We start from the raw sequence: 26,804 nt of genomic DNA on the forward strand, positions 1-26,804 counted from the left end.
CATTTTAGGGATAAAATAATGAAGATTTCAACCGCCTCAATTCAATATCAAGCATCTAATTATAACAATCAGCCTTTAATAGAATCAGAACAGCAACACATTGATGATAAATCAGAGGAAGAGCCTGACTATGTTTTATCAGAGTTTTTAGATGCTAAGGTTCAAAAATACAGCGAAGATAACGCAACATTTGCTGAGCAATATCAAAATTTAGAAAAGGCATATAAGTATTTCACCCAGCAAGTAGTTGCATTACAAGAGCAAGTAAATAAGCTTAAGCAGAGTACGGTACAACGCAGTTTAACCATAGATAATAGCCAATATGGGCCAGCTGAAGGCGATAGTCGCTTAACTATGGATGCTGAGCATATGGGAGCTAAAAAGTATAAAACCGAGCAACAACAAGAAGAGATAAATAGATTGGAGCTGCAACTTAGTGAGGTAAAGTCACAGCAGGCAGCAATAAAACAACAAATTATTGAGCTAGTAATCAACGAAATGAAAAGGCGAGGCGACGACTTTACTATTTAACCAAAGTCTAACTGTATTAGTTCAGGTTATTTAACCTTGTAATGTACGCAGAAAAGTTAGTTTTTAAACTCAATTTTTTCAACCTCAAGCCTAAATTCTCCCGCCTGTTTACCTGCAATCATAAAGCCAAGCTGCTTTATATCTTTAAAGTTAATTGTAGGCTGTTGTTCAAGTAAACGGCCGCGATAAGTAAGCTGAAAATCTTCAGGTAAAAACTCAATATTAAGCCACTCACTTTTCGTGGTACTAAACGAGCGGGTATAAGCCGCACCATCCATGTACTCATTGGTTCTTAAACGTAATTGATAGGTTTGACCATCGCCCTTAATACGTAGCATAATTTTAGTGATGTCTTGGCTTTGTACATCCAATAGCGTTCGAATAGAAGCAAACCCGCCATTGTTTGCAAGCGATACATTGCCTGTAAACACTAAATTGTCGTTTTCATACAAAACCTGACTATTAGAAATGCCACCCATCACCGAATCATTCACTACATACCAGCGAGCATTGGCGTTTGCCTCGGTTGTGGCAAACAGTAAGTTAAAAACGAAAAGTGATGAGAGTTGTTTGGCGGTCATGAGTAATTCCTTAAAACCATTATTAACAATAATACGTTTTGATGTAATAATTGTTCACATAATTATTTTAATACTGGGATAAGGCAATCCTTGATTAAAATACTGACCAAATTAAAGACGTCATAAAATATAAGGATATTAATTTATATGACAAAAAAGCCTGTGATTCTCGTTATCATAGCATTTATTGTTATGATGATCGCGCCTGTTGGTCTTTATGAGTGGTACACTTCAATCGACCCCTCCTTTATCCCTAACCGTTTTTATGACTTTTTAAGTTTTTGGGTTTTAGGCTTTATTACTATTTCTTTAGTGTGTGCCTTTCTATTTCATTTAATAAAAACGCCAAATGCAAAAGAAGAGTTTAATACTTACTTTGATCAAGAAGGGGTTATCCTTAAATATTTAAGTATCATTATGATACCTATTTTGCTGTATGCATATCTTTGGGCTGTCATTTGTGCGCTGATTCAACTATGGGCGCATTATCATTTAGGCGATTATTGGTCTGAAGAATATATCTTAGTTGAGTCTGAGGCTTGTTATAGCGATTATGAGCCGAATTGCGTTCGTTTACTCTTTGCAGATATATCTACAAACAAACAGCATACCATCAGGTGGTATTTAGATAAGCACAAGCTTTTAAAACTTAAAAATACAAAAGTGAACTTAGTCGGCGAAAAAAGTTACTTTGGCTATCTTGTTAACGAAATACAATGGTAAAAACGAAAGGGAATTAAATGAAAAATAATAATTTTAACGAGAGTATAAAAGGCTTTTTTTGGGGAGTTGGGTTTGTAATAGCAATGCTTGGTGGTATTAGTGTGTTCGCCCTGACGATCGCCGCTGATGTTGACAATGGATTCAAAACAATGGTTTCTAATAAAGCATTAGAAACCAGTGATGAATTTAATAATGACTATAAACTTACTCTTTCTGAAATATACAAAGAAAATGGTCAAGTAAGAATAGCGGCTGAAATAAAAAAATATTACTGATGAGAGCATTTATACGGGAACCGTTATTGCTTCTACATTTGACGAAAGTGGCAAGTTTATTGGTAACTGTGTAGGCAAAAGCACAGACAGCTTTCTAGAGCCTAACCAAATTAGCTATGTTGATATCAAATGCAATTTATTTAGATCACAAGCAAGTAAAGTTCACTCGACAAAGCTTAAAATTAAGTGGTTTTAGAGCATGTATTCGAGTTTTTTTAGAGTAATTATAGATGCCAAATAAGTTATTTAGTTGGGAGCGTGGGCGATAAAAGTCAGGCTACGACAAAATGCTACTCTGCCGTATTTTCGCTCCGCTTAAGTTTGATGCCTACTTAATTAAATTCCCACAAGGGAGTGAAATAAAACCGCATACCGATAAAGTGAGAACTGGTAAGCACTTTAGACTTAATATTGTGCTAAAACATGCGGAAGAAGGCGGTGAGTTTATTTGTGACAACCCAATTATCAATTACCACCGAGTTAAGCTGTTCAGGCCTGATATAGAACAACACCAAGTATCAAAAATAGAAAAGGGCAGTCGTTATATTTTAAGCATAGGCTGGATTAAAAAATAGATTTGCTAAGATACGAGAGCAACCTTTCTCTTACTGATAGGTGACCACTAATAGTTATCAGCTATAATTTACTTCTTAAACCTAACCCCAAACCCAATCATACCCAACAACACCATTACTCCCCACACAACCATATTGCCGTATTGGCTATACACGCTATCCCCTTGTATGAGCTTTATATTGGCTTTGAGAGTAGTAGCTTCAAACTGTGGCATAGTTTGGCGTGTTTGGCTTATGGGGTCATATACACCGCTTATGCCGTTGTTGGTAACACGTACCAATGGGCGCTGTAGTTCAAGGGCGCGCATGCGGGCAATTTGCATATGCTGGTGGGGGCCGATTGAATCACCAAACCAGGCATCGTTGCTTACGGTAAATAGTAAATCAGAGTCGCTTTTGTAGTTACCCCGCACTAAATCGGCAAAGACTATTTCATAGCAAATAGCGGGCAGTAGATTAAAGCCATTCGCGCGTAAGTTATTTTGCACTTTATCACCGCGAGAGAACGACGACATAGGCAAATCAAATAACGGAGCTATGGGGCGTAGTATGTCTTCAAAAGGAACAAATTCTCCAATAGGCAATAACTGATGCTTTTGATAGCGGTTACTATCTAAGTAACGATAGTGGCCGTGTTCATCATTTTGCTCTTTGTTACCGACCACAATAAGTGTATTAAAAATGGTTCTTGTATCGCGTTGGTAATCGACAATACCCGTTACTAGCGCGGTTTTATTAAATGAGGCGGCACTGTCTAAGCCTGCTAAATATGAATCAGCGAGGGCTTCTATTTCAGGGACTGCGGCTTCAGGCCACACAATTAAATCAGCATCCCAGTGACGGCGCGTCATATCCTGATACTTACTCATGGTGGTCCAAAACTCACTGGGGTCAAAGCGCAAGTGTTGTTTTATATTACCTTGTACAAGCAGCACAGAAAGGTCTTTATTGGAGTAATGGGGTGCCTTTGTAAAATGTGCACCTGCAAAAGCTAAAACAACCACAGCAGCGGTAATAGCAGGCACTTTATATTGTTTTTGGGTTAAGCAGTACAATGCAAAACCAATGGCAATACATAATAGCGTGAGTCCAAATTCACCAAAAAAAGGAGCAAGGGCATTAAGTGGACTGTCGGTTTGTGTATAGCCAAAGCTTAACCAAGGAAAACCGGTTAATAGGTTGGCTCGCAAATACTCACTAATCGCAAAACAAGGTAGTAGTAGCGCTGCAAAATTTATAGAGCCGTTTGAAAAACGAGTGGTTGCCCATAGTGCCAACGCAGGAAATAATGCAAGGTAGCTGCACAGCAATACCATTAACGAAATGGAAGCGATAAGTGGCATACCACCAAAGGTGGCAATAGATACATGCACCCAGCTAATGCCTGCACCAAACCAGCCTAGACCAAATATAAAGCCATATTTAGCCGCGGTTTTAGCGTGGTTTTTTCCAGTGAGGTTTGCAGGGATACAATAAAATAATGCGGCCAAGCTAAAAAATACAATTGGCCAAATACCAAAAGGCGCGTAGCTAAAAGTCAAAACAAGGCCCGCAACCAGTGCGAGCCATGCTTTTTTATCTTTTGCTAGTAGGGTGAGGCTAGTTAGCAGTTTCTTCACTGTCGTTATCATCAGCCTTAGGAATGGTGACTTGCAGTTGTAATATACGACGGTTATCAGAATTAGTTACTTTAAACTGAAATCCGTCTATATCAATGGTTTCGCCGCGACTCGGCATATGGCCAAAGGCATGCAATACGGTACCACCAATAGTATCGGCGTCTTGCGAACTATAGCCTGATTTAAAATGCTCGTTAAAGTCATCTACAGGGGTTAGTGCTTGCACAACGTAAACATGTTTAGCTAGTTGACGAATATCTTGTTGTTCTTCTTCTTCATCGTGCTCATCTTCGATTTCGCCAACAATGATCTCAAGAATATCTTCAATGGTGACCAAACCAGATACGCCGCCGTATTCATCAATCACAATCGCCATATGGTAGCGTTGCTGACGAAACTCGTTAAGCAGGGTATCAACCCGTTTACTTTCAGGCACCACCATAGCAGGACGTAAATAGTCACGTAACGATGGTAAATGCTCATCTTTGTTTAAAATGAGAGGTAATAAGTCTTTTGCGAGTAAAATCCCTTCTACATGGTCTTTATCTTCACACACAACCGGAAAACGAGAGTGGGTAGAGTCAACCATCATAGGTATATGCTCTTCAAGCGGGCTATCAATTTCCAAAGTGACCATTTGTGAGCGCGGTATCATAATATCTCGCACTTTAAGCTCAGACACACCAAGCACACCTTCAATCATTTCTTTGGTTTCAGGATCGATTACATCCCGCTCTTGGGCATCGGCAATCACCTCAACCAGCTCTTCTCTATTCTGGGGTTCCCCTTGCAACATGTGGGTTATACGGCCCAGCCAAGTCCTGCCAGAAGAACCCTGGCTAGATTGCGAGTTATCGTCGCTCATTACGTCTAATTGCTCCGTTTATTTAAATATCGTCCCGGTATGGGTCTGCTATGTTTAGTTCAGCAAGTAATTGCTTTTCTATACTTTCCATCTCTAACGCATCTTCACTCTTTATATGGTCAAATCCAAGTAAATGCAAGCATCCATGAATAACCATATGGGCAAAGTGGTCATGAAATGACTTTTCTTGCTCTTGCGCCTCAGCCAAAACGATGGCTGGACAAATAATTAAGTCACCCACAAGTGGGATATCAATGCCCGGTGGCGCTTCAAATTCAAACGATAATACGTTGGTAGGCTTATTTTTACCACGGTAGTCATTATTGAGCTGTTGCGACTGTGCTTCATCGCTAATGACAATGGTCAGCTCAGACTCATCGCGGTATTGGCTAAGTACTTTATCGGCCCACATTGCAAACTGCTCAAGGCTGGGTAAGTTGTCAAACTCACACGCTATTTGTAAATCAAGTTCTGTTTTCACGGTATTACTCTTTAGTCGCAGGTTGCTCATGAGCGGCAAGCGCTTCTTTAGCTTGTTGTTTCTCTAATCGCTTAAGGCGCTCACGTTCATCGTTGCGCTCATAGGCTTCAACAATACGTGCTACCACAGGGTGGCGTACTACATCATGCGATTTGAAAAAGTTAAAGCTAATTTCATCAACGCCATCTAATACTTCAATAGCATGACGAAGGCCAGAGCGCGCGCCACGAGGTAAATCAACTTGGGTTATGTCGCCGGTGATCACCGCTTTAGAATTAAAGCCAATACGGGTTAAGAACATTTTCATTTGCTCTGTGGTGGTATTTTGGCTTTCATCTAAAATAATAAACGCATCATTAAGTGTGCGTCCGCGCATATAAGCCAGTGGCGCAATTTCGATGATGTTTTTTTCAATCAGCTTTTCAACACGCTCAAAGCCAAGCATTTCAAATAAGGCATCGTAAAGTGGGCGTAAGTAAGGGTCTATTTTTTGGCTTAAATCACCGGGTAAAAAGCCAAGTTTTTCACCCGCTTCAACCGCAGGGCGAGTGAGCAATATACGACGTATTTCTTGGCGCTCTAGTGCATCAACTGCCGCCGCAACGGCAAGATAGGTTTTACCTGTACCCGCAGGGCCAATACCAAAGGTAATGTCGTGGTGCAAAATATTAGCAACATACAAGCCTTGGTTATCGTTACGCGGTTTAATAACGCCACGACGGGTTTTAATCATCATTTCTTTGCCGTAGGCGCTACTTGAGGTGTCTTGCTCAAGCGCTTTAGACTCAGTGATGGCTAAATGGACGTTGTCAGGCTCAATTTCGCCAATTTCCCCACGGACAGGCTGAGTATCAATATAAAGGTTTTTTAAGATCTCTACCGCGCCGGCGCTACTGTGTAGTTTACCGGTTACTTTAAAAAAGTTATCACGATGAATAATTTCAACACCTAGACGGCGTTCAATTTGTTTGATGTTTTCGTCAAACGGGCCACATAATGAAGAAAGGCGTTTGTTGTCGGCAGGTTCTAAATAAATCTCTAATGTTTTTAACTGATTACTCAAAATTACTTCCTATTACAGTGCGCCAGCGTTAACTGGCACAATGAATTTTTGCAACTAAGGTACGAAAGTAGCAACGCCAATTTCGTTAGCTGTCTCGGTTTTTTGCTCACTCGCTGCTTTGGTTAAAATAGCAGAAGGGGCAATTTCGCGGCGTAAGTTCATTTCTGATTCTGTACGAATTAAATCGCCACGTAAAGAGTTTGGTAGTGCCTCGGTAATACGTACATCAACAAACTGACCGATCACTGTGTGTGGGCCAACAAAGTTAACTACACGGTTGTTTTCAGTTCGGCCACGTAATTCCATTGGGTTCTTCTTAGAAGGACCTTCAACTAAAATACGTTGTTCGGTATCAAACATTTGGCGGCTAATTTGCTGTGCCATTTGTGTAATACGGTTTTGTAATAAGTACAGGCGCTCTTTTTTCTCTTGCTCGGTTACGTCATCTGGCAAATCGGCCGCTGGCGTACCTGGGCGTGCACTGTAAATAAAGCTAAAGCTCATATCAAAACCAATATCGTTGATAAGGTTCATGGTCGCTTCAAAATCGGCCTTGCTTTCACCTGGGAAACCTATGATGAAATCTGACGACATACTTAAGTTAGGGCGAATTTTACGTAGCTTACGAATAGTTGATTTGTACTCAAGTGCAGTATGGCCGCGTTTCATTAAGTTTAAAACACGATCTGAGCCACTTTGTACTGGAAGGTGTAAGTGATCAACCAGCTCAGGCACATCGGCATACGCATCAATTATGTCAGGCGTAAACTCAACGGGGTGTGAAGTGGTGTAACGAATACGGTCAATCCCGTCAATTGCGGCTACTAAACGGATAAGGTCTGAGAAATAGCAAATTTCACCATCGTGTGTATCACCACGGTACGCATTTACGTTTTGACCTAGTAAGTTAACCTCACGTACGCCTTGCTCGGCTAACTGTGCAACCTCTAATAACACGTCATCAACAGGGCGACTTACTTCTTCACCACGCGTGTAAGGTACAACACAGAAAGTACAGTATTTAGAACACCCTTCCATAATTGATACAAACGCAGAAGGACCTTCTGCTTTTGGCTCAGGAAGACGGTCAAATTTTTCAATCTCTGGGAATGAAATATCAACCACTGATGACCCTTTGTTACCTTGCACTTGTTTGATCATTTCAGGTAAACGGTGCAATGTTTGTGGGCCAAAAATAACATCGACAAACGGCGCGCGTTGACGAATTGAATCGCCTTCTTGCGATGCTACACAGCCGCCAACACCAATAATTAGGTCTGGTTTGTCATCTTTTAATAACTTCCAACGACCTAATTGGTGGAATACTTTTTCTTGCGCTTTTTCACGAATTGAACAGGTGTTAAGTAATATAACATCAGCATCAGCAGCTTCTTCAGTTAGCTGATAGCCGTTGGTCGCATCTAGAAGATCAGCCATTTTCTGAGAGTCGTATTCGTTCATCTGACAACCCCAGGTTTTAATATGCAGCTTTTTGCTCATTGAAATATAGCCTCGTGTTCAATTCGATAGTGGCACAAACATGTGCTAGAAACAGGTATAAGTGGCGCAATTATTAAATTTTGCTCGACTTAAAGGACGCGTATTTTAGCTGGATACACGCTCAAAACCAAGTATAGATTTCATGTTTGTGATCTGAAATCAATATAGTATGGGTTTAATAAGAGAATTAAGCGAAGCGCTCACACAGAGCAAACTAATTACGATACAATCAAAGTAGAGTTAAGTCAGAAGTAAAATGATGAAAAACATGGCTAAAAATAATGTAATTGTAGTAGGCGGCGGCATGGTTGGTGCCGCTATGGCTATTAAATTAGCGCAACAAGGTAAAGCCGTACGTGTTATTGAAAAACACCCAATAGATGCATCACTAGTGCTTAGTAGTGATGCAGTTGATATACGTGTATCAGCTATTAACCGCTTTTCGGAAAAACTGCTTGATCAGCTTGGTGCTATGCCATTGCTGCGCGAAAATAGACTCGCTCCCTATGAGCAATTAGAAGCTTTTGAGCGAGGTAACGATCATTTATTATTTGATTGCCATGCCATCAATACCACGCATTTAGGTCATTTAATCGAGAATAAGTTAATTCAAGCAAGCTTATGGCAGCAATTTGAGCAGCATAATATTGAAATGATTAATCCTTCATCGGCTTTAACTGCAATAGAGCAAAACCCTGATAGCATTACCTTGCACTATAACGAACAAAGCTATACTGCTGATTTAGTCATTGCAGCCGATGGTGGGCAATCACAATTACGTAGCAAAGCCAATATTGGTATAACTGGGTGGCAATATCAGCAGCATTGTATGGGCGTGCTAATAAAGCTCGATGCACCACAACAAGTTAAAACATGGCAGCAGTTTACACCTACAGGGCCTGTTGCGTTTTTACCTATGCAAGCACCTTATGCAAATTTAATTTGGTATGACGATGCAAATACCCTCAAAGCATTTAAAGCCCTACAACCTAGCGCATTAAAAGCTCATATTATTGAAAAGTTTCCCAAGCTCGCTGGTGATTTTGAAGTACAAAGCCATGCTATATTTCCTCTAGCAAGGCAGCATGCTAATAATTATTCACAAGGGCGACTCGTTTTAGTGGGTGATGCGGCGCACACCATTAATCCTTTGGCAGGACAGGGCGTTAATTTAGGCTTTCAAGATGTGGCTGCCTTAGCTGAAGTGTTGCGTACAGCTGATGATGTAGGTTGCCCGCTAACGCTTAAAGAGTACGAACGTAGTCGTCGTAACGCTAATTTATTAATGATGAGTATGATGGATGCTTGCTACTTTGGTTTCTCAAACCAAATAGCCCCATTAAAATGGGCGCGCAGCACATTTTTAAAGTTAGCTAATAATACAGGGCCGGTAAAAAACTGGGTATTAAAATACGCAATAAGTGGTGAGCTTAGTTAGTTGATGAAAAGGCTCAAATTTGGGTCTTTTTTTATATCTGAAAAAATGTGGTATTGGATTATAAAAGTAAAAATATTAGTGATTTTGAAGCTAGTGTGGGGGGCAATCAAAAAAGTGTGCAAATTGGCTGGGATACCAGGATTTGAACCTGGGAATGCCAGGATCAAAACCTGGTGCCTTACCGCTTGGCGATATCCCAACTCTAAATTTGGATGAGTTTTAGTTCTAATTAAGAACATGGTGCGGAAGGAGAGACTTGAACTCTCACATCCTAAGATACTGGAACCTAAATCCAGCGCGTCTACCAATTCCGCCACTCCCGCAGTTCTTATTCTTATACAACATTCTTTGGTAGAAGAAGTTGGCTGGGATACCAGGATTTGAACCTGGGAATGCCAGGATCAAAACCTGGTGCCTTACCGCTTGGCGATATCCCAACTAAGAAATTGCTGATAATTTTAATTCTTATCAAGAATGTGGTGCGGAAGGAGAGACTTGAACTCTCACATCCTAAGATACTGGAACCTAAATCCAGCGCGTCTACCAATTCCGACAAATTTATGTTTATACTCCTAACAGAGTATTTCTTAATTCAACATTCTTTGGTAGAAGAAGTTGGCTGGGATACCAGGATTTGAACCTGGGAATGCCAGGATCAAAACCTGGTGCCTTACCGCTTGGCGATATCCCAACTAAGAAATTGCTGATAATTTTAATTCTTATCAAAGAATATGGTGCGGAAGGAGAGACTTGAACTCTCACATCCTAAGATACTGGAACCTAAATCCAGCGCGTCTACCAATTCCGCCACTCCCGCATCGAGTATGCAGGTAATACTGTTTTGGAACCTAAATCCAGCGTCTAATTCAAGACAACTGCCAATTCCGCCACTCCCGCATTATCACTTTGAATTAATCAAAGAAATGGTAGTTATTTTAAACTCTTCATTGAGTTGCAATTTAACTCTTGCAGAGCCACTTCTAAAAAAGAAATGGTGGCTAAGACGGGATTTGAACCTGTGACCCCATCATTATGAGTGATGTGCTCTAACCAGCTGAGCTACTTAGCCATTGTTGGCTGGGATACCAGGATTTGAACCTGGGAATGCCAGGATCAAAACCTGGTGCCTTACCGCTTGGCGATATCCCAACAATAACAATTGATAGTTTTAATTCCTATCAAGAATATGGTGCGGAAGGAGAGACTTGAACTCTCACATCCTAAGATACTGGAACCTAAATCCAGCGCGTCTACCAATTCCGCCACTCCCGCATTATCACTTTGAATTAATCAAAGAAATGGTAGTTATTTTAGACTCTTCATTGAGCAACAAAAAATAAATGGTGGCTAAGACGGGATTTGAACCTGTGACCCCATCATTATGAGTGATGTGCTCTAACCAGCTGAGCTACTTAGCCATCTTTTTTGTTAACACTTCATCGCTGAGTGCGGGGCGTATTATGCTGATATGCCCCAAATTCGTCAACACCTTTTTTGCAAAAAAACACTTAAGTTGGTTTGTTTGCAGGAAAAATAGGCTAACCGGCTACTTTTTAATTAAAACGTTGCTTTTTTAACACTCTTTGTGAGCATTGTATTGTAATTTTGGCTTTGCCTTAGAATTCTAAGCCTATAGTAAGGGTAGACTAATTATTACTTTTATTCGGCTGAAAAATAAAAAGGCTCGTAAAAACGAGCCTTTAAAAAACAATGAGCCACTTAACGTGGTGCAATGTTTAATTATACGTTGAACAAGAAGTTCATTACATCGCCATCTTTAACAATGTACTCTTTCCCTTCTTGGCGCATTTTACCTGCTTCTTTTGCACCGCTTTCACCTTTAAATGCAATAAAGTCATCAAAAGCAATTGTTTGTGCGCGGATAAAGCCACGTTCAAAGTCGGTATGAATTTTACCCGCTGCTTGTGGCGCTGTTGCACCCACTGGGATAGTCCATGCACGTACTTCTTTTACACCCGCAGTAAAGTAAGTTTGCAAATGTAGTAGCTCATAGCCACCACGAATAACAAGGTTAAGTCCTGGCTCTTCAAGACCAAGGTCAGCCATAAACTCTAATTTGTCTTCTTCGTCAAGCTCAGATAGCTCAGATTCGATAGCTGCACACACAGGCACAACAACCGCATCTTCAGCGGCGGCTATTTCACGGACACGATCAAGTAGTGGGTTATTTTCAAATCCGTCTTCAGCCACGTTAGCAATATACATAGTTGGCTTGATAGTTAAGAAGTTAATAGGCGCAATGGCTGCTTTTTCTTCTTTTGTTAGCGCTAAAGAACGTAAAGTTAAGCCTTCATCAAGATGCACTTTTACTTTTTCAAGTACCGCATTTTGCTCTTTAGCGTCTTTATCGCCACCTTTTGCTTTTTTTGCATTACGGAACATTGCTTTATCAGCACTGTCCATATCAGCAAGAACTAGCTCGGTGTTGATCACGTCAATATCGTCAGCAGGGTCGATAGTACCCGCTACGTGAATAACGTTTTCATCTTCAAAACAACGAACTACATGGCCAATCGCATCTGTTTCACGGATATTTGCTAAAAACTGATTGCCTAGGCCTTCACCTTTCGATGCACCCTTAACTAAACCTGCAATATCCACAAATTCCATACTGGTTGTAAGAATACGTTGTGGGTTAACAATTTTAGCAAGTTCGTCTAGGCGAGGATCTGGCACCGGTACCACACCTGTATTAGGTTCAATGGTACAAAAAGGAAAGTTAGCGGCTTCAATACCCGCTTTAGTCAATGCATTGAAAAGTGTTGATTTACCAACATTAGGCAAGCCAACGATGCCACATTTAAAACCCATAGTAAGATACCTTGTTTAGATTCGTTTAATACGTGCGACCGTATACCCAAAAATTAGGGTTTAAACGAATGTAGTCTGTTTTGTGCTTTTAACACACCGTCTTTAGCAAGTATTTCCATACAACGAACTGCTTCATCAACTGCGGCATCCATTTTTTCTTGATCGTCCTTGGCTGCTTTACCAAGCACCCAACCGGTGACCATTTCGCGATGTCCTGGATGACCTACACCTATGCGTAAGCGCATAAAGTCTTTTTGATTTGCCATTTTTGCAATAATGTCTTTTAAGCCATTATGACCGCCATGTCCGCCGCCTTTTTTTAATTTAGCAACGCCCGGGTCTAAATCCAATTCATCATGGGCAACAAGTATGTCTTCCACGGGGATTTTAAAAAAATTGGCTAAACTACTCACCGCTTTGCCACTTAAGTTCATGTAAGTGGTGGGGATCAGTAATTTGAATTCTTTGCCTTGAATAATCACTTTGCCAGTAAGGCCGTGATATTTAGGGTCGTGTTTTAGCGTGCAGTTGTAGCGTGCAGCGAGTTCTTGAATGAACCAAGCACCTGCGTTGTGGCGTGTATTTGCGTATTCGGGGCCTGGATTAGCCAGGCCCACAAGCATTTGAATAGAATTCAAGGTGCGAGACCTTAAATATTATTCTGCAGCGTCTGAAGCGTCGTCTTCAGTTGGAGCTGCTTTGTTAGCTTTGATAGTAACGATAGACTGATCGTGGCCTTCGCCTTTACCAAGCTCAACAGATTGAACACCTTTAGGGAACGCAAGATCTGTAAGGTGGATTGAATCACCAGCAACAAGATCAGATACGTCTACTTCGATGAATTCTGGAAGTGACTTAGGAAGACAAGAAATCTCAACTTCAGTTAACTGGTGAACAACAGTTGCACCTAACTTAGTTACTTTCTCTTCACCGATGAAGTGTAAAGGAACCTTAGTTACTAGTTTATGAGTTGCGTCTACACGTTGGAAATCAAGGTGAGTAAGCTTAGGCTTGAAAGGGTGACGTTGGATATCTTTTAAGATTGCTTCAACTTTCTCGCCACCTACATTTAATGTAAGGATGTGAGTGTAAAAGCCTTCGTCTTCTTGTGCTTTGATCATATCTTTATGAGCAAAAGTAAGCGATACCGCTTCTTTATCAGCTCCATAAAGGATTGCCGGCACTTTGTCTTCGCGACGTAGGCGGCGGCTCGCACCAGTACCAGTTTCTACGCGAAGTTCAGCGTCATAAGTATAAGTTGTGTTAGACATGATGTCTCCAATAATTAAAAGTGTTAGGGCCTTTGCGACCAAGGTCCCTAGCCAAAAGGCGCGCTATCATACCACTGCGGGTTTATAAAATAAACATCGCTTACAAAAAAAGCGCCAAAAGGCGCTTTTATACTCATTAATGTTTAACTTTAGTGTTCAAACATTGCCGAGATAGATTCTTCGTTGCTAATGCGACGAATAGTCTCTGCTAACATATCTGCAAGCGTTAATACTTTAACAATATCAAGCGCTTTTAGTTCGTCAGACAGTGGAATTGAGTCAGTTACAATCACTTCGTCAATCACAGAGTTACGTAAGTTTTCTGCAGCTGTACCAGAAAGAATAGGGTGAGTAGCGTAAGCAAATACACGTTTAGCACCATGCTCTTTAAGGGCTTCAGCGGCTTTACACAATGTACCACCGGTATCAATCATGTCATCAACAATAATACAATCGCGGCCTTCAACGTCACCAATAATGTGCATTACTTGAGAAACGTTAGCTTGAGGGCGACGTTTATCGATAATTGCTAAGTCGGTATCGTTTAATAGTTTTGCAATTGCACGGGCACGCACCACGCCACCAATATCAGGTGATACAACAACCACGTCATCAAAGTCGCGGTTTTTCATATCTTCTAATAGTACAGGGCTACCAAATACGTTATCCACTGGTACATCAAAGAAGCCTTGGATTTGCTCAGCGTGTAAATCAACCGTAAGAACGCGGTCAACACCTACACTTGATAAGAAATCCGCAACCACTTTAGCTGTAATTGGTACACGGGCAGAACGTACGCGACGATCTTGACGAGCATAACCAAAATAAGGGATAACAGCAGTGATACGACCGGCAGATGCACGGCGTAACGCATCAACCATAACGATAAGTTCCATCAGGTTATCGTTAGTAGGGGCACAGGTTGATTGCAAGATAAAAACATCCGAGCCACGAACATTTTCATTAATTTGAACACTGATCTCACCGTCACTAAAACGGCCAACAACAGCATCGCCTAATTCAATATATAAACGTTTTGCAACTTTTTGAGCTAGGTCAGGTGTTGCGTTACCAGCGAAGAGCTTCATGTCAGGCACGGTAGGGTTCCTCAGGCACTGAATTTTTGGACTAACTTACATTGAGTGAACAAAGTAGGTTAACTTATGATTACTTGTACGTTACTTCATTTATCAATGATGGCGGCTAACTCCGTATGAGCAGGAGAGGTACTAACGCTGGATGCGATAAAACCCTGCCAAGTATGGGGGAGGTTAGCAAGTACATCTTGTGCTTGAACTTGGCTAGCAAATTCAACAAAACAACATGAACCTGTTCCGGTCATCTTTGATGGAGCGTATTTTAGCAACCACTGCAGGGTTTTTTCAACCTCGGGGCACAGCTTTTTCACTAAAGGCTCACAATCGTTGGTTAAAATTTGCTGTTGCCAGTCGCCAGAAAGTTTTGGTGTATCACGTTTTAAATCTGGGTGAGTAAATATTTGTGCTGTGCTGACATGTTGATTTGGGAAGACAACACAATACCACTTCGGCGGCAGTTCTAGGCACTCTAATTGCTCGCCAATGCCATGTGCTATGGCACTTTTACCTTTAATGAACACAGGCACATCAGCACCGAGTTTCAGGCCTAAATCAGCCAGTTCATCTAAAGATAGGGCTGTATTCCAAAGCGTATTAAGAGCTAAAAGCGTTGATGCAGCATCGGATGAACCGCCTCCAACACCTCCCCCCATGGGTAAGCGTTTAGTTAAATTTATTTTTGCACCCATATCCACTTTACAGTGGGTTTGTAATAATAACGCCGCTTTGTAAATCAAATTATCGGTTAGCGCAATGCCATTGGTGTCGCCGCTAATACTTATAAGAGTATCCGTGCTTAGTTTAAAATGGAGCTCGTCACCATAATTTAAAAACGTAAATAAAGTTTCTAATTCATGGTAGCCATCATCACGGCGGCCATTAATGTGTAAAAATAAATTAAGCTTAGCTGGGGCAATCAGCGAAAATTCAGAGTGAGTATACATAGTTAGTTAAACTGCCAGTCATAGAGTTTGATTTTAATTTTAATCTTTTCATGGGTTAAGGTTAAAGCATTCGGTAACCAAAAACCGTATTTTTGGACGTAACTTGTGTAACTTATTTGCCACTTTTTACCATTATCATCAAACCATAACACGCTTTTAGCACGCCCTAATTGATCAATTTCTAAGGTGTGATCGTCAATGGTAGCTTTTAACCATGGGCCTGCGTTATTAACCGGTAAAGTAAACCCTGTTAAACGTTGTAAAAGTGCACTGGCGTTACTATCAAAATACGGTTGGTCATCAAAGATTAATTCGGCGCCGACTGCGGTTTGTTTAAGCGATAAAATCCGTGTGCCAATAAACGTGGTTAACACTAAATAATTACTATTTTGTGTTTGTTGCCAATTTAAGTTGGCAGATTGGCGCTCATCTGGGCTAATAAACGCAAGTTTACCGTCTACTTGCCAAGTTTTTTGCTCGCCAAGGCGTAACTTCCAGTCTTCGTAAAGCTCTGTTTTGTAATTGTTTTTACTTGCGCAGCCGGTTAAAAATACAAATAGCAGTGTTAAAATCAAATATTGTCGAGTCAAATGTTGTTCCTTACTTTCCATATTCCTGAGATTTTTGATAAAATTGCCGCCTATGTAGTAGGGCTCAGCAATATTTGGCAGATATGACCATAATAGCACTTGGTATTAATCACAAAACCGCATCCGTAGAATTACGAGAAAAAGTGGCCTTTTCGCCTGAGCAAATTTCAGAGGCGCTACAACAATTAAGTGGCCATGCCGACTTTAATGAAGCGGTTATTGTCTCTACCTGTAATCGCACTGAGGTGTATTGTAGCCTTGCACAGCAAAATTCCCAAACATTGTTGCAATGGTTGGCCAGTTTCCATGGTTTAGATGAACATGAACTGAGTAAAAATATCTACTGTCATGAAGACAGCGCTGCAATAAATCATTTGATGCGTGTAGCCTGTGGGCTTGACTCGCTGGTGTTAGGCGAACCACAAATTTTAGGGCAAATAAAACAAGCCTATAATAGTGCCAAAACCCATGATGCGGTGGGCGTTACGTTTGACCGTTTGTTTCAAAAAACGTTTTCGGTGGCAAAAGAAGTCCGTACCGAAACCAACATTGGTGCCAGTGCTGTATCGGTTGCCTTTGCGGCAGTTAATTTAGCAAAGCATATTTATGGAAAGCTGGATAAAACCAAGGTGTTACTCATTGGTGCCGGTGAAACCATAGAGCTGGTAGCAAAACATTTATACCAAAATGAGCCGCAAAAAATTACTGTTGCCAACAGAACAATAGAAAGAGCGCGCAGTTTAGCCGATGAAGTATCAGCCGATGTTATTGCGTTGGCACAATTGCCTGAACGTTTGCATCAAGCTGATATTGTGATTAGCTCCACCGCCAGCACTTTGCCCATTATTGGTAAAGGTGTAGTTGAGCAAGCACTGAAACAACGCCGCTATAAGCCGATGCTGTTTATTGATATAGCTGTACCACGCGATATTGAAAGCCAAGTCGGTGAGCTCGACGACGCCTACTTGTACTCGGTCGATGACTTACAAGCCATTGTTAGTGAAAACATGGCTGCTCGTGAGCAAGCGGCAGAGCAAGCACAAATTATTATTAGTGAGCGCACCAAAGAGTTTTTTATGTGGTTGCGCTCGCTTGATTCAGTGGATTTAATTCGCCACTACCGTAATGATGTACAAACAACAAAAGCAGAACTTGTAGATAGGGCGCTTAGTCAGCTAAATACAGGTAAAGACGCAGAAAAAGTAATTTTAGAGCTGGCCAATAAATTAACCAATCGCTTAATGCACGCGCCTACCCGTGCCATCCAAGATGCAGCGAAAAAAGGTGAAGTGGCTCAGTTAAACCAATTGAAAAAAATGTTAGGTATAGATCAGGAATAACAGTTAAATGAAAGAGTCCGTTTATCGTAAATTAGAAACCTTAGTTGAGCGCTATGAAGAAGTTCAAGCGCTACTAAGTGACCCATCGGTCATTAGTGATCAAAACCGCTTTCGTACTCTTTCAAAAGAATACTCTGAGCTTGAAGAAGTGGTGAAAACGTTTTTAGCATACCAGCAAGCACAAGAAGACTTGAGTAGCGCTGAAGAAATGCTAAAAGATTCAGATCCTGAAATGCGCGAAATGGCACAAGAAGAATATAAAGAAGCAAAAGCACAAATTTCGACTTTAGAAGACGACATTCAAGTGCTTATGTTGCCTAAAGATCCGAAAGACAATAACAACGTGTTTTTAGAAGTTCGCGCCGGAACAGGGGGCGACGAGGCCGCTATTTTTGCTGGCGACTTGTTTAGAATGTACAGCCGCTACGCAGAAACAAAAAAATGGAAAGTAGAAGTTGTGACGACCAACGAAGGTGAACATGGCGGCTACAAAGAAGTAATTGCTAACATCAGCGGTGAAGGTGTGTATGGGCAATTAAAATTTGAATCAGGCGTGCACCGTGTACAGCGCGTCCCAGAAACTGAGTCACAAGGGCGCGTACATACCTCAGCCTGTACTGTTGCTGTAATGGCTGAAGTGCCAGAAGCCGAAGCCATAGAAATTAATACCGCCGATATTAAAGTTGATACCTTTAGAGCATCGGGCGCGGGTGGTCAGCACGTTAATAAAACCGACTCTGCCATTCGTATTACTCATTTACCAACCGGTGTTGTGGTTGAGTGTCAAGATGAGCGTTCTCAACATAAAAACCGTGCAAAAGCGATGTCGGTATTGGCGGCGCGTTTGCAACAGGCTGAAGATGAAAAACGTCATGCAGCTGAGGCGTCTGAACGTCGTAATTTAGTGGGCAGTGGCGATCGTTCTGAGCGTATTCGTACATACAACTATCCGCAGGGGCGTATTACCGATCACCGTATTAACTTAACGCTTTATCGTTTAAACGAAGTGGTAGCTGGTGATTTAGGCGCTGTGGTTGAGCCGCTAATGCAAGAGCATCAGGCCGACTTATTAGCAGCGATGGGCGACGATTAATCGTGAACCTCACTGTTGAAAACGCTATTACTACCGGTGCTAATTTATTAGCATCAAGTAGTGATAGCGCAAAGTTAGATGCTCAAGTACTACTGCTTAATATTTTACAAAAGCCACGTAGTTATTTATTTACTTGGCCAGAAAAACAATTAACGGATGAGCAATCACAAGCGTTTGAGCGTGCATGTGAGCGTCGTTTAAACGGCGAACCTGTTTCGCACATTACAGGGTATCGTGAGTTTTGGAGTTTACAGCTTGAAGTAAATCCAACAACACTCATTCCTCGCCCTGATACAGAAACCTTAGTTGAGCTTGCGCTTGCATGTAATGTACCAAATGACGCCAAAGTGCTCGATTTAGGCACAGGCACTGGAGCAATTGCACTTGCGCTTGGTAGTGAAATGCCTACATGGGATATTATTGCCGTTGATCGTATTGATGATGCGGTGGCACTGGCCAAACGTAATCAAAAACGATTAGCGATAAATAATGTGTGTGTTGAACAAAGCAATTGGTTTAGCGCGTTAAATAATAAAAAATTTGATCTAATTGTAACCAACCCTCCCTATATAGAATATAACGATAAACACTTGCACCAAGGTGATGTGCGCTTTGAGCCTTTGTCTGCATTGGTTGCAGATGATGCTGGATTAGCTGATATTAAACAAATAATTACACAATCACGTGACTATTTACATTCTAATGGCTATCTTTTAATTGAACACGGATTTGAGCAAAGTGCAGCTGTTCGCCATATATTCAACCAAATGGCGTTTATAAATGTAAGCACAGTGAAAGATCTTGGTAATAACGACCGCGTAACTTTCGGACAATGGCCTTAACTTATTAAAAATAGCCCCGTTGTTTGTTTGCATATGTTTTAAGGAACTCTTTGTGATGGAAGATTTTTTATTTTCAAATGAACAACCACCTGAAGTAGTAAGTGAAGAGCAAGGAACATGGAAAGTTCTAATTGTTGATGATGAACCCGAGGTTCATGCTGTTACGCGTTTAGCGTTGAGTGATTTTAAGTTTCAAGATAGACGCTTGGAGTTTATAAGTGCTTATTCAGGCGCAGAAGCGAAAAAGTTGATTGATGATCATCCTGATGCGGCCATCATCCTACTCGATGTTGTTATGGAAACAGACGATGCGGGTTTGCAAGTAGCAAAATACATTCGTGATACCGTTAAAAATAATTATATTCGCATTATTCTACGAACCGGGCAGCCAGGCCAAGCACCCGAGCGCCAAGTAATCGTAAATTACGATATTAATGACTATAAATCTAAAACAGAACTTACCGCACAAAAACTATTCACCGTTATGATGGCAAGTCTTCGCTCGTACCGCGATATTATTTCGATTGAGCAATCGCGTGAAGGGCTAGAAAAAATAATCACCGCTTCGCGCAATATTTTTGCAACCCATTCAATGGATAACTTTATTGAAGGCGTGATGCAGCAGCTTACTTCTTTACTAAACGTTGCTGATGAAGCCATGTATGCCACCACCTTAGTTGCACAAAATCCGTCAGAGGAGATGAATAAAAAACTGATTGTTTGCTCTGGTACCGGCGATTTTGCTAAGCGCGAGGGAGAAGAGTTAGAAACCGTACTAGCAGAAGACCAACTGTTAGCGTGCCAAGAGGCCCTTGCTAACAAAGCAATTGTGTACAGAGATGATTATTTGTTTGCTTATTGCAGCAGTAAATTTAACCATAATTCAATGTTGTTTGTATCAGGTGTGCCGTCAAAGTTGACGGATACACAACGAAACCTAATTGAAATCTTTTCTCAAAATGTGCAGTTGGCATTTGAAAATGTGCAGTTACATACTGAAGTTGAAGCCACACAACAAGAGCTTGTTTATCGTTTAAGTGAAGCCGTTGAACAGCGCTCGTGCGAAACGGGTAATCATGTAAAACGGGTTGCTTATATTTGCTATGAATTAGCATTAGCCTACGGGTTATCTGAAGAGCAAGCGAATTTAATTCGCTTTGCATCGCCTTTACATGATGTGGGTAAAATAGGTATTCCGGATGCAATTTTAAATAAGCCTGGCAAGTTAAATAGCGAAGAGTGGGAAGTTATGAAAACTCATGCTGGAAAAGGCTATGCTATTTTGAAAGATTCACCGCGTAAAATAGTCAGCGCAGGGGCATTAATCGCACAGCAGCACCACGAAAAGTGGGATGGTTCTGGTTACCCTAGTGGATTAAAGGGGGAGCGTATTGATATTTTTGCCAGAATAGTGGCATTGGCTGATGTGTATGATGCACTGCGCCATAAACGTTGTTATAAAGGTGCGTGGACACTTGAAGAAGCGGTTGCGGAGATCAACGCAAATAAAGGAACGCATTTTGATCCTAAACTTGTTGATGTATTTAATGATAAACTTGAAGACCTCGAAGCGGTACTTTTACGCTTTCCTGACAAAACACATAACTAAACAGAAGTAACAATACCTATGGATTATTTAGCATTAAAACACTCACACATGGCCATTGCGCTAGTGAGTATTATTTTATTTTACGTACGTTCTTTTTCTCGTATGGGCAGTGGCAGCCTTGCCAAAAATAAATTGGTTTTCATTGGTAGCCACAGTATAGACACTTTATTAATTGTCTCAGCCATCGGTTTAATGGCAGTGGCTAAAATAAACCCATTAGAGCAGCTTTGGTTATTAGAAAAAATTATTCTAGTTATCGTTTATATTGTTGTGGGTATTATTAGCGCTAAACAAACGACAACCGTTCCAAAAGTCGTATTTTTAGTACTTAACACCGCTGTTATTTTAGCTATTGGTTACTTAGCAACAGCGAAAGCACCGCTGTTGTTATAATTAACAATGCCTATTTAAGCTTTGCACACCAAAGGTGTAAAGCTTACCTCTTCAATTCATTTCTGATTATTGGTATCTAGCTTTAAAATTAGGTAAACTACGTCCTCGTTTTCTAGAATGTTGTAGTATGAATGACCACCCTCGGGTTTGATGAACACGATGAATCTTATATAGAAGATGCTTACGATGATTTTTTGCCGCCGGCTATATATCGTTGTATCAAAGCTGAAGCTAAATGGGACCCTCAAATAGACTTAACACCAAGTCTTGAAATACTCACTGCGTTTGAGCAGCAAATAGAGTCTATTTGTCAGCAGATGCCGGACGAACATGATCGCCTAGATAAACTACTTGATAGCTTTTATAGTGAGTGGCTATTTAGTGCATCAAGCTTGAAAGTTCCTGAGTATAAGTTAAATAGCATCAGCTACACCTTGTCTATGCGCAGTGGCACACCGACAACCTTAGCTATTTTGTTATGCCACTTTTTACAGCATGCTAAACTCGATGCCAGTGTAAGCATAACTCAAGGCGAAGTGGGCATTCACGTCGCAATGAGTGATGAAGAGGGTTATCTTGTCGACCCTAGCAGTGGCCAACAAAGTTGGTACATCATTCCTGAAAATATTGATGAAGAAAACCCTCAAGAACAAGAGCCTTTAGAGCTTATTTTTGAAGACGAAGTGTATAAATTATTTTTAGCGCAGCAAAAATGGTCTTTCATTAGTGAAAATAAATTTGGTCATGCATTAACTTGCGTCGATTTATTAATGGAAATGTTAGGTGATGATCCCTATGAGCGACGCGACAGAGGTTATTTACTAAATCAGCTTGGCTGCCCTAAAATGGCACGAGATGATTTACAGTTTTTTGTTGATGAATGTCCTGATGATCCTGCTATTGAAATCATTCTACATCAAATTGAAGAACTTGAAGACAATCATAAAACTCACCACTAAGAATAAAAAATAGGAAATGTTATGGCTGATCCCCAAACTGCATTAATTACCAATGATGCCGTTGTACTTGGTTTATTGGCGATTATTTTAGGGTTTATTTTCAAAACCTCAAATAGTCAACGCCCAGGTCTTGTGGCATTTTATAAATATGTACCGGCATTATTGCTGTGTTATTTTTTGCCGTCATTGTTAAATACCTTTGGTATTGTTGATGGTTCTCAATCTAACGTATATTACGTCGCTTCGCGATATTTACTGCCAGCATGTTTAATTTTGCTTACCATCAGTATTGATTTAAAAGCGATTATTAATTTAGGTCCTAAAGCATTAATTATGTTTTTAACCGGCACCGCAGGTATTGTGATTGGCGGCCCATTAGCTATTTTAATAATGAGTGCTGTTTATCCAGAAGCGGTAGGGGGACATGGCCCTGACGCTGTTTGGCGTGGTATGACAACCATTGCAGGTAGCTGGATTGGTGGCGGTGCAAACCAAGCATCTATGAAAGAAATGTTTGAAGTGGGTGGCGATATTTTCTCAGCCATGGTCACCGTGGATGTGATAGTGGCTAATTTATGGATGGCAGTATTATTATTAATGGCAGCTAATCATAAAGCGATTGACGCTAAAGCTGGCGCAGATACCACTGCGATTGAAGACTTAAAGCAACGTGTTGAAAAATACCATGCAGAGCATGCGCGTATGCCAACGCTAAATGATTACATGATGATTATTGCTATTGCCTTTGGTATTACCGGTTTAGCGCACTTTTGTGCAGATATTTTAGGGCCCTTCTTTGCCAATAATTATGCGTGGGCAAAAGAATACAGTTTAAACAGTAAGTTCTTTTGGCTTATTGTTATATCAACGACGATAGGTATTTGCTTATCGTTTACCAAAGTACGCCATATTGAGGCGTTTGGTTCATCGAAAGTGGCGTCAGCCTTTTTGTATATTTTAGTGGCATCGATTGGCCTGCATATGAATGTAATGGCGATTTTTGATTCACCGATGTATTTTGTTATTGGTGCAATTTGGATGTTAACTCACGCAAGCTTAATGCTCATTGTGGCTAAATTAATTAAAGCGCCGTTATTTTATATGGCTGTTGGCTCACAGGCCAATGTAGGTGGCGCAGCGTCTGCCCCTGTTGTGGCCGCTGCGTTTCATCCGTCACTGGCACCGGTCGGCGTATTATTAGCTGTACTTGGCTATGGTGTAGGTACATATATGGCGTATATTTGTGGATTAATGATGCAAGCAGTTGCACCATAAGGAATTAAAATGAACAACCAAGTTATTAATATCAATGAAATAGAACTGGCAAATAATAAACCTTTTGTTTTATTTGGTGGCATGAATGTGCTTGAATCACGCGACTTAGCGATGCGTATTGCCGAGCATTATGTTGAAGTGACCACTAAATTAAATATTCCTTATGTATTCAAGGCGTCATTTGATAAAGCCAATCGCTCGTCCATCAATTCTTACCGTGGTCCAGGCATGGAAGAAGGCTTAAAGATATTTGAAGAGATTAAAAATACCTTTAATATTCCGCTTATCACCGATGTGCATGAACCTCATCAAGCAGCACCGGTTGCAGAGGTTGTTGATGTTATTCAGCTACCGGCGTTTTTGGCTCGTCAAACAGACTTGGTGGTTGCAATGGCTAAAACAGGCGCGATTATTAATGTGAAAAAGCCACAGTTTTTAGCTCCGCATGAAATGCGTCATATCATTACTAAATTTAATGAAGCCGGAAATAATAATGTGGCCTTATGTGAACGTGGTTCAAGCTTTGGCTATAACAACCTAGTGGTTGATATGCTAGGTATGGATGATATGAAAACCATGGCTCCCGTTATATTTGATGCAACTCATGCGCTGCAGCGTCCTGGCGGTCGAGCTGACTCAGCCGATGGTCGTCGTGCTCAAGCTGCTGAACTTGCCCGTAGCGGTATGGCATTGGGTATTGCAGGCTTATTTATTGAAGCGCACCCCAATCCAAATGAAGCAAAATGTGATGGCCCCTGTGCATTAGCATTGAGCAAGTTAGAAGGGTACTTATCGCAAATGAAAGCGGTGGATGATTTAATCAAGAGCTTTGCCCCTCTTGATACCAGTGCTAGCGATTTATAAAGTTGATTAGCACTTTAAAAAGCGACTTAGGTCGCTTTTTTTATGGCTTGAATATACTCTTTCCTAGCATAGGTATATAATTCACCGCATAAGAAAAACTAATTCTAAGCTTGGTTGCCATGTCAAGACGAGTTCCTCCATTAAACGCGCTGAAAGCTTTTGAAGCTGCAGCACGTCATTTAAGCTTTACTAAAGCCGCAGAAGAGTTGTATGTCACGCAAGCTGCGGTGAGTCATCAAATAAAAACGCTTGAAGAGCATTTAGGCTTAAAGCTGTTTTTACGTAAAAATCGCTCGTTATTATTAACCGAAGAAGGCCAAGGTTACTTTTTAGATATTAAAGAGATTTTTACTCAGCTAATAGATGCAACTGAAAAGCTATTAGCTCGTGGTGCCAAAGGCTCGTTAACCGTAAGTTTAACCCCCAGTTTTGCGATTCAATGGCTCATTCCTCGATTGAGCTTATTTAACGAATTATACCCAGAAATTGATGTGCGAATTAAAGCCCAAGATCAGGATGAAAACTCGTTAACAGACGATGTTGATATCTCAATTTATTATGGTCGCGGTCATTGGAGTGGGGTGCAAGCCTATAAACTGCACACTGAGTATTTAGTGCCGTTATGTAGCCCGTTACTGTTAAATGGACCCAGAGCGCTTAACCAACCCAGTGATTTAGCAAACCATACCTTGCTACATGACACCACCCGTAAAAACTGGAAAACCTGGATGAAAACCGCCGGCGTACGTAATGTACAAGTTAACCAAGGACCTATATTTAGTCATTCTTCTATGGTGTTACAAGCTGCGGTACATGGCCAAGGTGTTGCAATTGGTAACAGCGTACTAGCAAAACCAGATATTGATGCAGGACGTTTAGTGATCCCGTTCAATCACAGTTTAGAGAGTAAGAATGCCTATTACTTAGTGATCCGTGAGTCACAAAATGAGTTAGGCAAAATTGTATCGTTTAAAGACTGGATGTTAAGTTTAGTTGAGCAGGAGCAAGAATATTAATGAGCATCGAATGGGTTAGAAGTAGTCAGCAACCGGCAATCGCACAGTTTATATTTGCTCATGGCGCAGGGGCTGGCAGTGATTCTGAGTTTATGCAAATCATGGCTAAACAACTTAGTGTGTACAGTATTGACGTTGGCTTGTTTGATTTTGAATATATGCAAATTGCTAAACAAACTAACAAACGTCGCCCACCAGAGCGAGCGCCTAAACTACTTACTTATTTTGAACATATAGTGACTCAAGCTGATGCAAATTTACCGCTATTTATAGGGGGTAAATCAATGGGCGGGCGCATGGCATCGATGCTTGCCTGTTCGACCTCTCATCCTGTTTTAGGTGTGCTTGCGTTTGGTTATCCGTTTCATCCTCCGGGCAAGCCAGAAAAACTGCGTACAGATCATTTTGCAGACATACCGTGTCCTTTTTTAGTATTACAGGGGGAAAGGGATACCTTTGGCACCCGCGAAGAGCTTGCCACAATGGCCATGCCAAAGCAGCCAAAGTATGTATGGTTAACGGATGGTGACCACTCACTAAAACCGCGTAAAAAAAGTGGCGTGACTGAGCAACAAAACCTGAATGCTGCGGCAATACAGGCAGCAAGCTTTATAAAGAATACGCTTGAAAATTTAAAAGAGGATAAACATGATTAAACTTTTTTTATTAGCAGGCAGCTTTTTTTGCATGCTTTCAGTGATACTGGGCGCATTTGCTGCTCATGGTCTGAAAAGTCGTTTATCAGAGTACTCCATTGGTATTTTTAAAACCGCCGCTGAGTATCAAATGGTGCATGGGCTGGCGTTAATTGCAGTGGCTATTTTAATTAAGTGGGGTATGCACCTCAGTATGGCGGGTGGTTTTTTTATTGCCGGTACATTGTTATTTAGTGGCAGCTTATACTTATTGGCTTTAACAGGGTTGAAGTGGCTGGGCCCAATTACCCCATTGGGTGGGCTGTGCTTTATTATTGGTTGGATAGTTATTTTAGTGCAAGTTGCACGATTTAAGTTTTAAAGAGTTTAAGG

At 41.0% G+C, this 26,804-nt stretch carries 28 protein-coding genes and 9 tRNA genes; 16 read left to right on the forward strand and 21 right to left on the reverse strand.

What is annotated here, in order from left to right:
* Positions 1 to 18: 18 nt before the first annotated feature.
* Positions 19 to 531, forward strand: a complete 513-nt coding sequence (locus A9479_RS05720) for a hypothetical protein (RefSeq protein ID WP_064662913.1) — start codon at positions 19 to 21, stop codon at positions 529 to 531.
* Between the two features lie 56 nt (positions 532 to 587).
* Here A9479_RS05720 and A9479_RS05725 read toward each other — a convergent pair whose 3' ends face one another.
* The gene (locus tag A9479_RS05725; RefSeq protein WP_064662914.1) at positions 588 to 1,112 is read right to left on the reverse strand and encodes a CIA30 family protein; all 525 of its coding nucleotides are present in this window, start codon (positions 1,110 to 1,112) and stop codon (positions 588 to 590) included.
* A gap of 147 nt (positions 1,113 to 1,259) precedes the next feature.
* Here A9479_RS05725 and A9479_RS05730 point away from each other — a divergent pair, with 147 nt between their 5' ends.
* The 3 genes from A9479_RS05730 (at position 1,260) to A9479_RS05740 (ending at position 2,685) form a co-directional block, all read left to right on the forward strand.
* Positions 1,260 to 1,835 carry a hypothetical protein gene (locus tag A9479_RS05730; RefSeq protein ID WP_064662915.1) on the forward strand — a complete coding sequence of 192 codons (576 nt, stop codon included), beginning with the start codon at positions 1,260 to 1,262 and terminating at the stop codon, positions 1,833 to 1,835.
* 17 nt (positions 1,836 to 1,852) lie between these two features.
* A complete protein-coding gene (locus tag A9479_RS20070; RefSeq protein WP_231893547.1) occupies positions 1,853 to 2,110 on the forward strand; it encodes a hypothetical protein in 258 nt (85 codons plus the stop codon).
* A gap of 287 nt (positions 2,111 to 2,397) precedes the next feature.
* The gene (locus A9479_RS05740; RefSeq protein ID WP_064662916.1) at positions 2,398 to 2,685 is read left to right on the forward strand and encodes a 2OG-Fe(II) oxygenase; all 288 of its coding nucleotides are present in this window, start codon (positions 2,398 to 2,400) and stop codon (positions 2,683 to 2,685) included.
* A 68-nt stretch (positions 2,686 to 2,753) separates the two neighbouring features.
* Here A9479_RS05740 and lnt read toward each other — a convergent pair whose 3' ends face one another.
* From lnt to miaB, 5 genes are read right to left on the reverse strand one after another with little or no spacing between them, the layout of a single operon-like run.
* Entirely contained in the window at positions 2,754 to 4,304 is a 1,551-nt protein-coding gene (lnt, locus tag A9479_RS05745) for an apolipoprotein N-acyltransferase (RefSeq protein WP_197487241.1), read from the reverse strand.
* Positions 4,285 to 5,169: a CNNM family magnesium/cobalt transport protein CorC gene (corC, locus tag A9479_RS05750; protein WP_013465334.1), complete on the reverse strand. Its 885-nt coding sequence runs from the start codon at positions 5,167 to 5,169 to the stop codon at positions 4,285 to 4,287. Before corC ends, lnt begins: the two co-directional genes overlap by 20 nt.
* Before the next feature lie 22 nt (positions 5,170 to 5,191).
* Positions 5,192 to 5,650, reverse strand: a complete 459-nt coding sequence (gene ybeY / locus A9479_RS05755; RefSeq protein WP_008115159.1) for an rRNA maturation RNase YbeY — start codon at positions 5,648 to 5,650, stop codon at positions 5,192 to 5,194.
* A gap of 4 nt (positions 5,651 to 5,654) precedes the next feature.
* Positions 5,655 to 6,713, reverse strand: a complete 1,059-nt coding sequence (locus A9479_RS05760; protein ID WP_008115160.1) for a PhoH family protein — start codon at positions 6,711 to 6,713, stop codon at positions 5,655 to 5,657.
* 54 nt (positions 6,714 to 6,767) lie between these two features.
* Entirely contained in the window at positions 6,768 to 8,213 is a 1,446-nt protein-coding gene (gene miaB / locus A9479_RS05765) for a tRNA (N6-isopentenyl adenosine(37)-C2)-methylthiotransferase MiaB (protein ID WP_008467975.1), read from the reverse strand.
* A 256-nt stretch (positions 8,214 to 8,469) separates the two neighbouring features.
* Between miaB and A9479_RS05770 the strand changes: the two genes are divergently transcribed.
* Positions 8,470 to 9,651: an FAD-dependent monooxygenase gene (locus tag A9479_RS05770; protein WP_064662918.1), complete on the forward strand. Its 1,182-nt coding sequence runs from the start codon at positions 8,470 to 8,472 to the stop codon at positions 9,649 to 9,651.
* A gap of 124 nt (positions 9,652 to 9,775) precedes the next feature.
* Here A9479_RS05770 and A9479_RS05775 read toward each other — a convergent pair.
* The 15 genes from A9479_RS05775 to lolB all read right to left on the reverse strand — a co-directional run bounded on the left by A9479_RS05775 (position 9,776) and on the right by lolB (position 16,385).
* Positions 9,776 to 9,850, reverse strand: a tRNA-Gln gene (locus A9479_RS05775).
* A 39-nt stretch (positions 9,851 to 9,889) separates the two neighbouring features.
* Positions 9,890 to 9,974, reverse strand: a tRNA-Leu gene (locus A9479_RS05780).
* A 39-nt stretch (positions 9,975 to 10,013) separates the two neighbouring features.
* A tRNA-Gln gene (locus A9479_RS05785) sits at positions 10,014 to 10,088 on the reverse strand.
* A gap of 179 nt (positions 10,089 to 10,267) precedes the next feature.
* A tRNA-Gln gene (locus A9479_RS05790) sits at positions 10,268 to 10,342 on the reverse strand.
* Positions 10,343 to 10,383: 41 nt separating this feature from the next.
* Positions 10,384 to 10,468 (reverse strand) — tRNA-Leu (locus A9479_RS05795).
* A 175-nt stretch (positions 10,469 to 10,643) separates the two neighbouring features.
* Positions 10,644 to 10,720 (reverse strand) — tRNA-Met (locus A9479_RS05800).
* A gap of 5 nt (positions 10,721 to 10,725) precedes the next feature.
* Positions 10,726 to 10,800 (reverse strand) — tRNA-Gln (locus A9479_RS05805).
* 38 nt (positions 10,801 to 10,838) lie between these two features.
* Positions 10,839 to 10,923, reverse strand: a tRNA-Leu gene (locus A9479_RS05810).
* A 69-nt stretch (positions 10,924 to 10,992) separates the two neighbouring features.
* Positions 10,993 to 11,069: transfer RNA gene (locus tag A9479_RS05815), tRNA-Met, on the reverse strand.
* 322 nt (positions 11,070 to 11,391) lie between these two features.
* The gene (gene ychF / locus A9479_RS05820) at positions 11,392 to 12,483 is read right to left on the reverse strand and encodes a redox-regulated ATPase YchF (RefSeq protein WP_008467970.1); all 1,092 of its coding nucleotides are present in this window, start codon (positions 12,481 to 12,483) and stop codon (positions 11,392 to 11,394) included.
* 53 nt (positions 12,484 to 12,536) lie between these two features.
* Positions 12,537 to 13,121, reverse strand: coding sequence for an aminoacyl-tRNA hydrolase (gene pth / locus A9479_RS05825; RefSeq protein ID WP_008467968.1), 585 nt, complete (start codon positions 13,119 to 13,121; stop codon positions 12,537 to 12,539).
* Positions 13,122 to 13,139: 18 nt separating this feature from the next.
* On the reverse strand, positions 13,140 to 13,754 hold the full coding sequence (locus tag A9479_RS05830; RefSeq protein WP_013465331.1) for a 50S ribosomal protein L25/general stress protein Ctc: 615 nt from the start codon (positions 13,752 to 13,754) through the stop codon (positions 13,140 to 13,142).
* 149 nt (positions 13,755 to 13,903) lie between these two features.
* Entirely contained in the window at positions 13,904 to 14,851 is a 948-nt protein-coding gene (locus A9479_RS05835; RefSeq protein WP_008115168.1) for a ribose-phosphate pyrophosphokinase, read from the reverse strand.
* An 86-nt stretch (positions 14,852 to 14,937) separates the two neighbouring features.
* The gene (gene ispE / locus A9479_RS05840) at positions 14,938 to 15,795 is read right to left on the reverse strand and encodes a 4-(cytidine 5'-diphospho)-2-C-methyl-D-erythritol kinase (protein WP_064662919.1); all 858 of its coding nucleotides are present in this window, start codon (positions 15,793 to 15,795) and stop codon (positions 14,938 to 14,940) included.
* A 2-nt stretch (positions 15,796 to 15,797) separates the two neighbouring features.
* Positions 15,798 to 16,385 (reverse strand): lipoprotein insertase outer membrane protein LolB, encoded by a 588-nt coding sequence (gene lolB / locus A9479_RS05845; RefSeq protein ID WP_028834962.1) that lies wholly within the window; start codon positions 16,383 to 16,385, stop codon positions 15,798 to 15,800.
* An 83-nt stretch (positions 16,386 to 16,468) separates the two neighbouring features.
* On the opposite strand from lolB, the gene hemA reads away from it, so the two are divergent.
* The 11 genes from hemA (at position 16,469) to A9479_RS05900 (ending at position 26,793) form a co-directional block, all read left to right on the forward strand.
* Positions 16,469 to 17,725 carry a glutamyl-tRNA reductase gene (hemA, locus tag A9479_RS05850; RefSeq protein ID WP_024602657.1) on the forward strand — a complete coding sequence of 419 codons (1,257 nt, stop codon included), beginning with the start codon at positions 16,469 to 16,471 and terminating at the stop codon, positions 17,723 to 17,725.
* 7 nt (positions 17,726 to 17,732) lie between these two features.
* Complete coding sequence (prfA, locus tag A9479_RS05855; RefSeq protein ID WP_008115176.1) at positions 17,733 to 18,818, forward strand: peptide chain release factor 1; 1,086 nt, start codon at positions 17,733 to 17,735, stop codon at positions 18,816 to 18,818.
* A gap of 2 nt (positions 18,819 to 18,820) precedes the next feature.
* Positions 18,821 to 19,660 (forward strand): peptide chain release factor N(5)-glutamine methyltransferase, encoded by an 840-nt coding sequence (prmC, locus tag A9479_RS05860; RefSeq protein ID WP_036953989.1) that lies wholly within the window; start codon positions 18,821 to 18,823, stop codon positions 19,658 to 19,660.
* Between the two features lie 55 nt (positions 19,661 to 19,715).
* On the forward strand, positions 19,716 to 21,269 hold the full coding sequence (locus tag A9479_RS05865) for a DUF3369 domain-containing protein (protein WP_013465326.1): 1,554 nt from the start codon (positions 19,716 to 19,718) through the stop codon (positions 21,267 to 21,269).
* 18 nt (positions 21,270 to 21,287) lie between these two features.
* Complete coding sequence (locus tag A9479_RS05870) at positions 21,288 to 21,662, forward strand: SirB2 family protein (protein ID WP_064662920.1); 375 nt, start codon at positions 21,288 to 21,290, stop codon at positions 21,660 to 21,662.
* A 131-nt stretch (positions 21,663 to 21,793) separates the two neighbouring features.
* Positions 21,794 to 22,621 carry a tetratricopeptide repeat protein gene (locus A9479_RS05875; protein ID WP_013465324.1) on the forward strand — a complete coding sequence of 276 codons (828 nt, stop codon included), beginning with the start codon at positions 21,794 to 21,796 and terminating at the stop codon, positions 22,619 to 22,621.
* 21 nt (positions 22,622 to 22,642) lie between these two features.
* Positions 22,643 to 23,896 (forward strand): DUF819 domain-containing protein, encoded by a 1,254-nt coding sequence (locus A9479_RS05880; protein WP_036982079.1) that lies wholly within the window; start codon positions 22,643 to 22,645, stop codon positions 23,894 to 23,896.
* Positions 23,897 to 23,905: 9 nt separating this feature from the next.
* Positions 23,906 to 24,760 carry a 3-deoxy-8-phosphooctulonate synthase gene (gene kdsA / locus A9479_RS05885; RefSeq protein ID WP_013465322.1) on the forward strand — a complete coding sequence of 285 codons (855 nt, stop codon included), beginning with the start codon at positions 23,906 to 23,908 and terminating at the stop codon, positions 24,758 to 24,760.
* A gap of 119 nt (positions 24,761 to 24,879) precedes the next feature.
* Complete coding sequence (locus A9479_RS05890) at positions 24,880 to 25,776, forward strand: transcriptional regulator GcvA (protein WP_064662921.1); 897 nt, start codon at positions 24,880 to 24,882, stop codon at positions 25,774 to 25,776.
* Entirely contained in the window at positions 25,776 to 26,432 is a 657-nt protein-coding gene (locus tag A9479_RS05895; RefSeq protein ID WP_064662922.1) for an alpha/beta family hydrolase, read from the forward strand. Before A9479_RS05890 ends, A9479_RS05895 begins: the two co-directional genes overlap by 1 nt.
* Positions 26,425 to 26,793 (forward strand): DUF423 domain-containing protein, encoded by a 369-nt coding sequence (locus A9479_RS05900; RefSeq protein WP_016900429.1) that lies wholly within the window; start codon positions 26,425 to 26,427, stop codon positions 26,791 to 26,793. The genes A9479_RS05895 and A9479_RS05900 overlap by 8 nt, the downstream gene beginning before the upstream one ends.
* The last annotated feature ends 11 nt before the right edge of the window (positions 26,794 to 26,804 follow it).

This window comes from Pseudoalteromonas sp. MQS005 (assembly GCF_001661605.1).
GTDB lineage: Bacteria > Pseudomonadota > Gammaproteobacteria > Enterobacterales > Alteromonadaceae > Pseudoalteromonas > Pseudoalteromonas tetraodonis.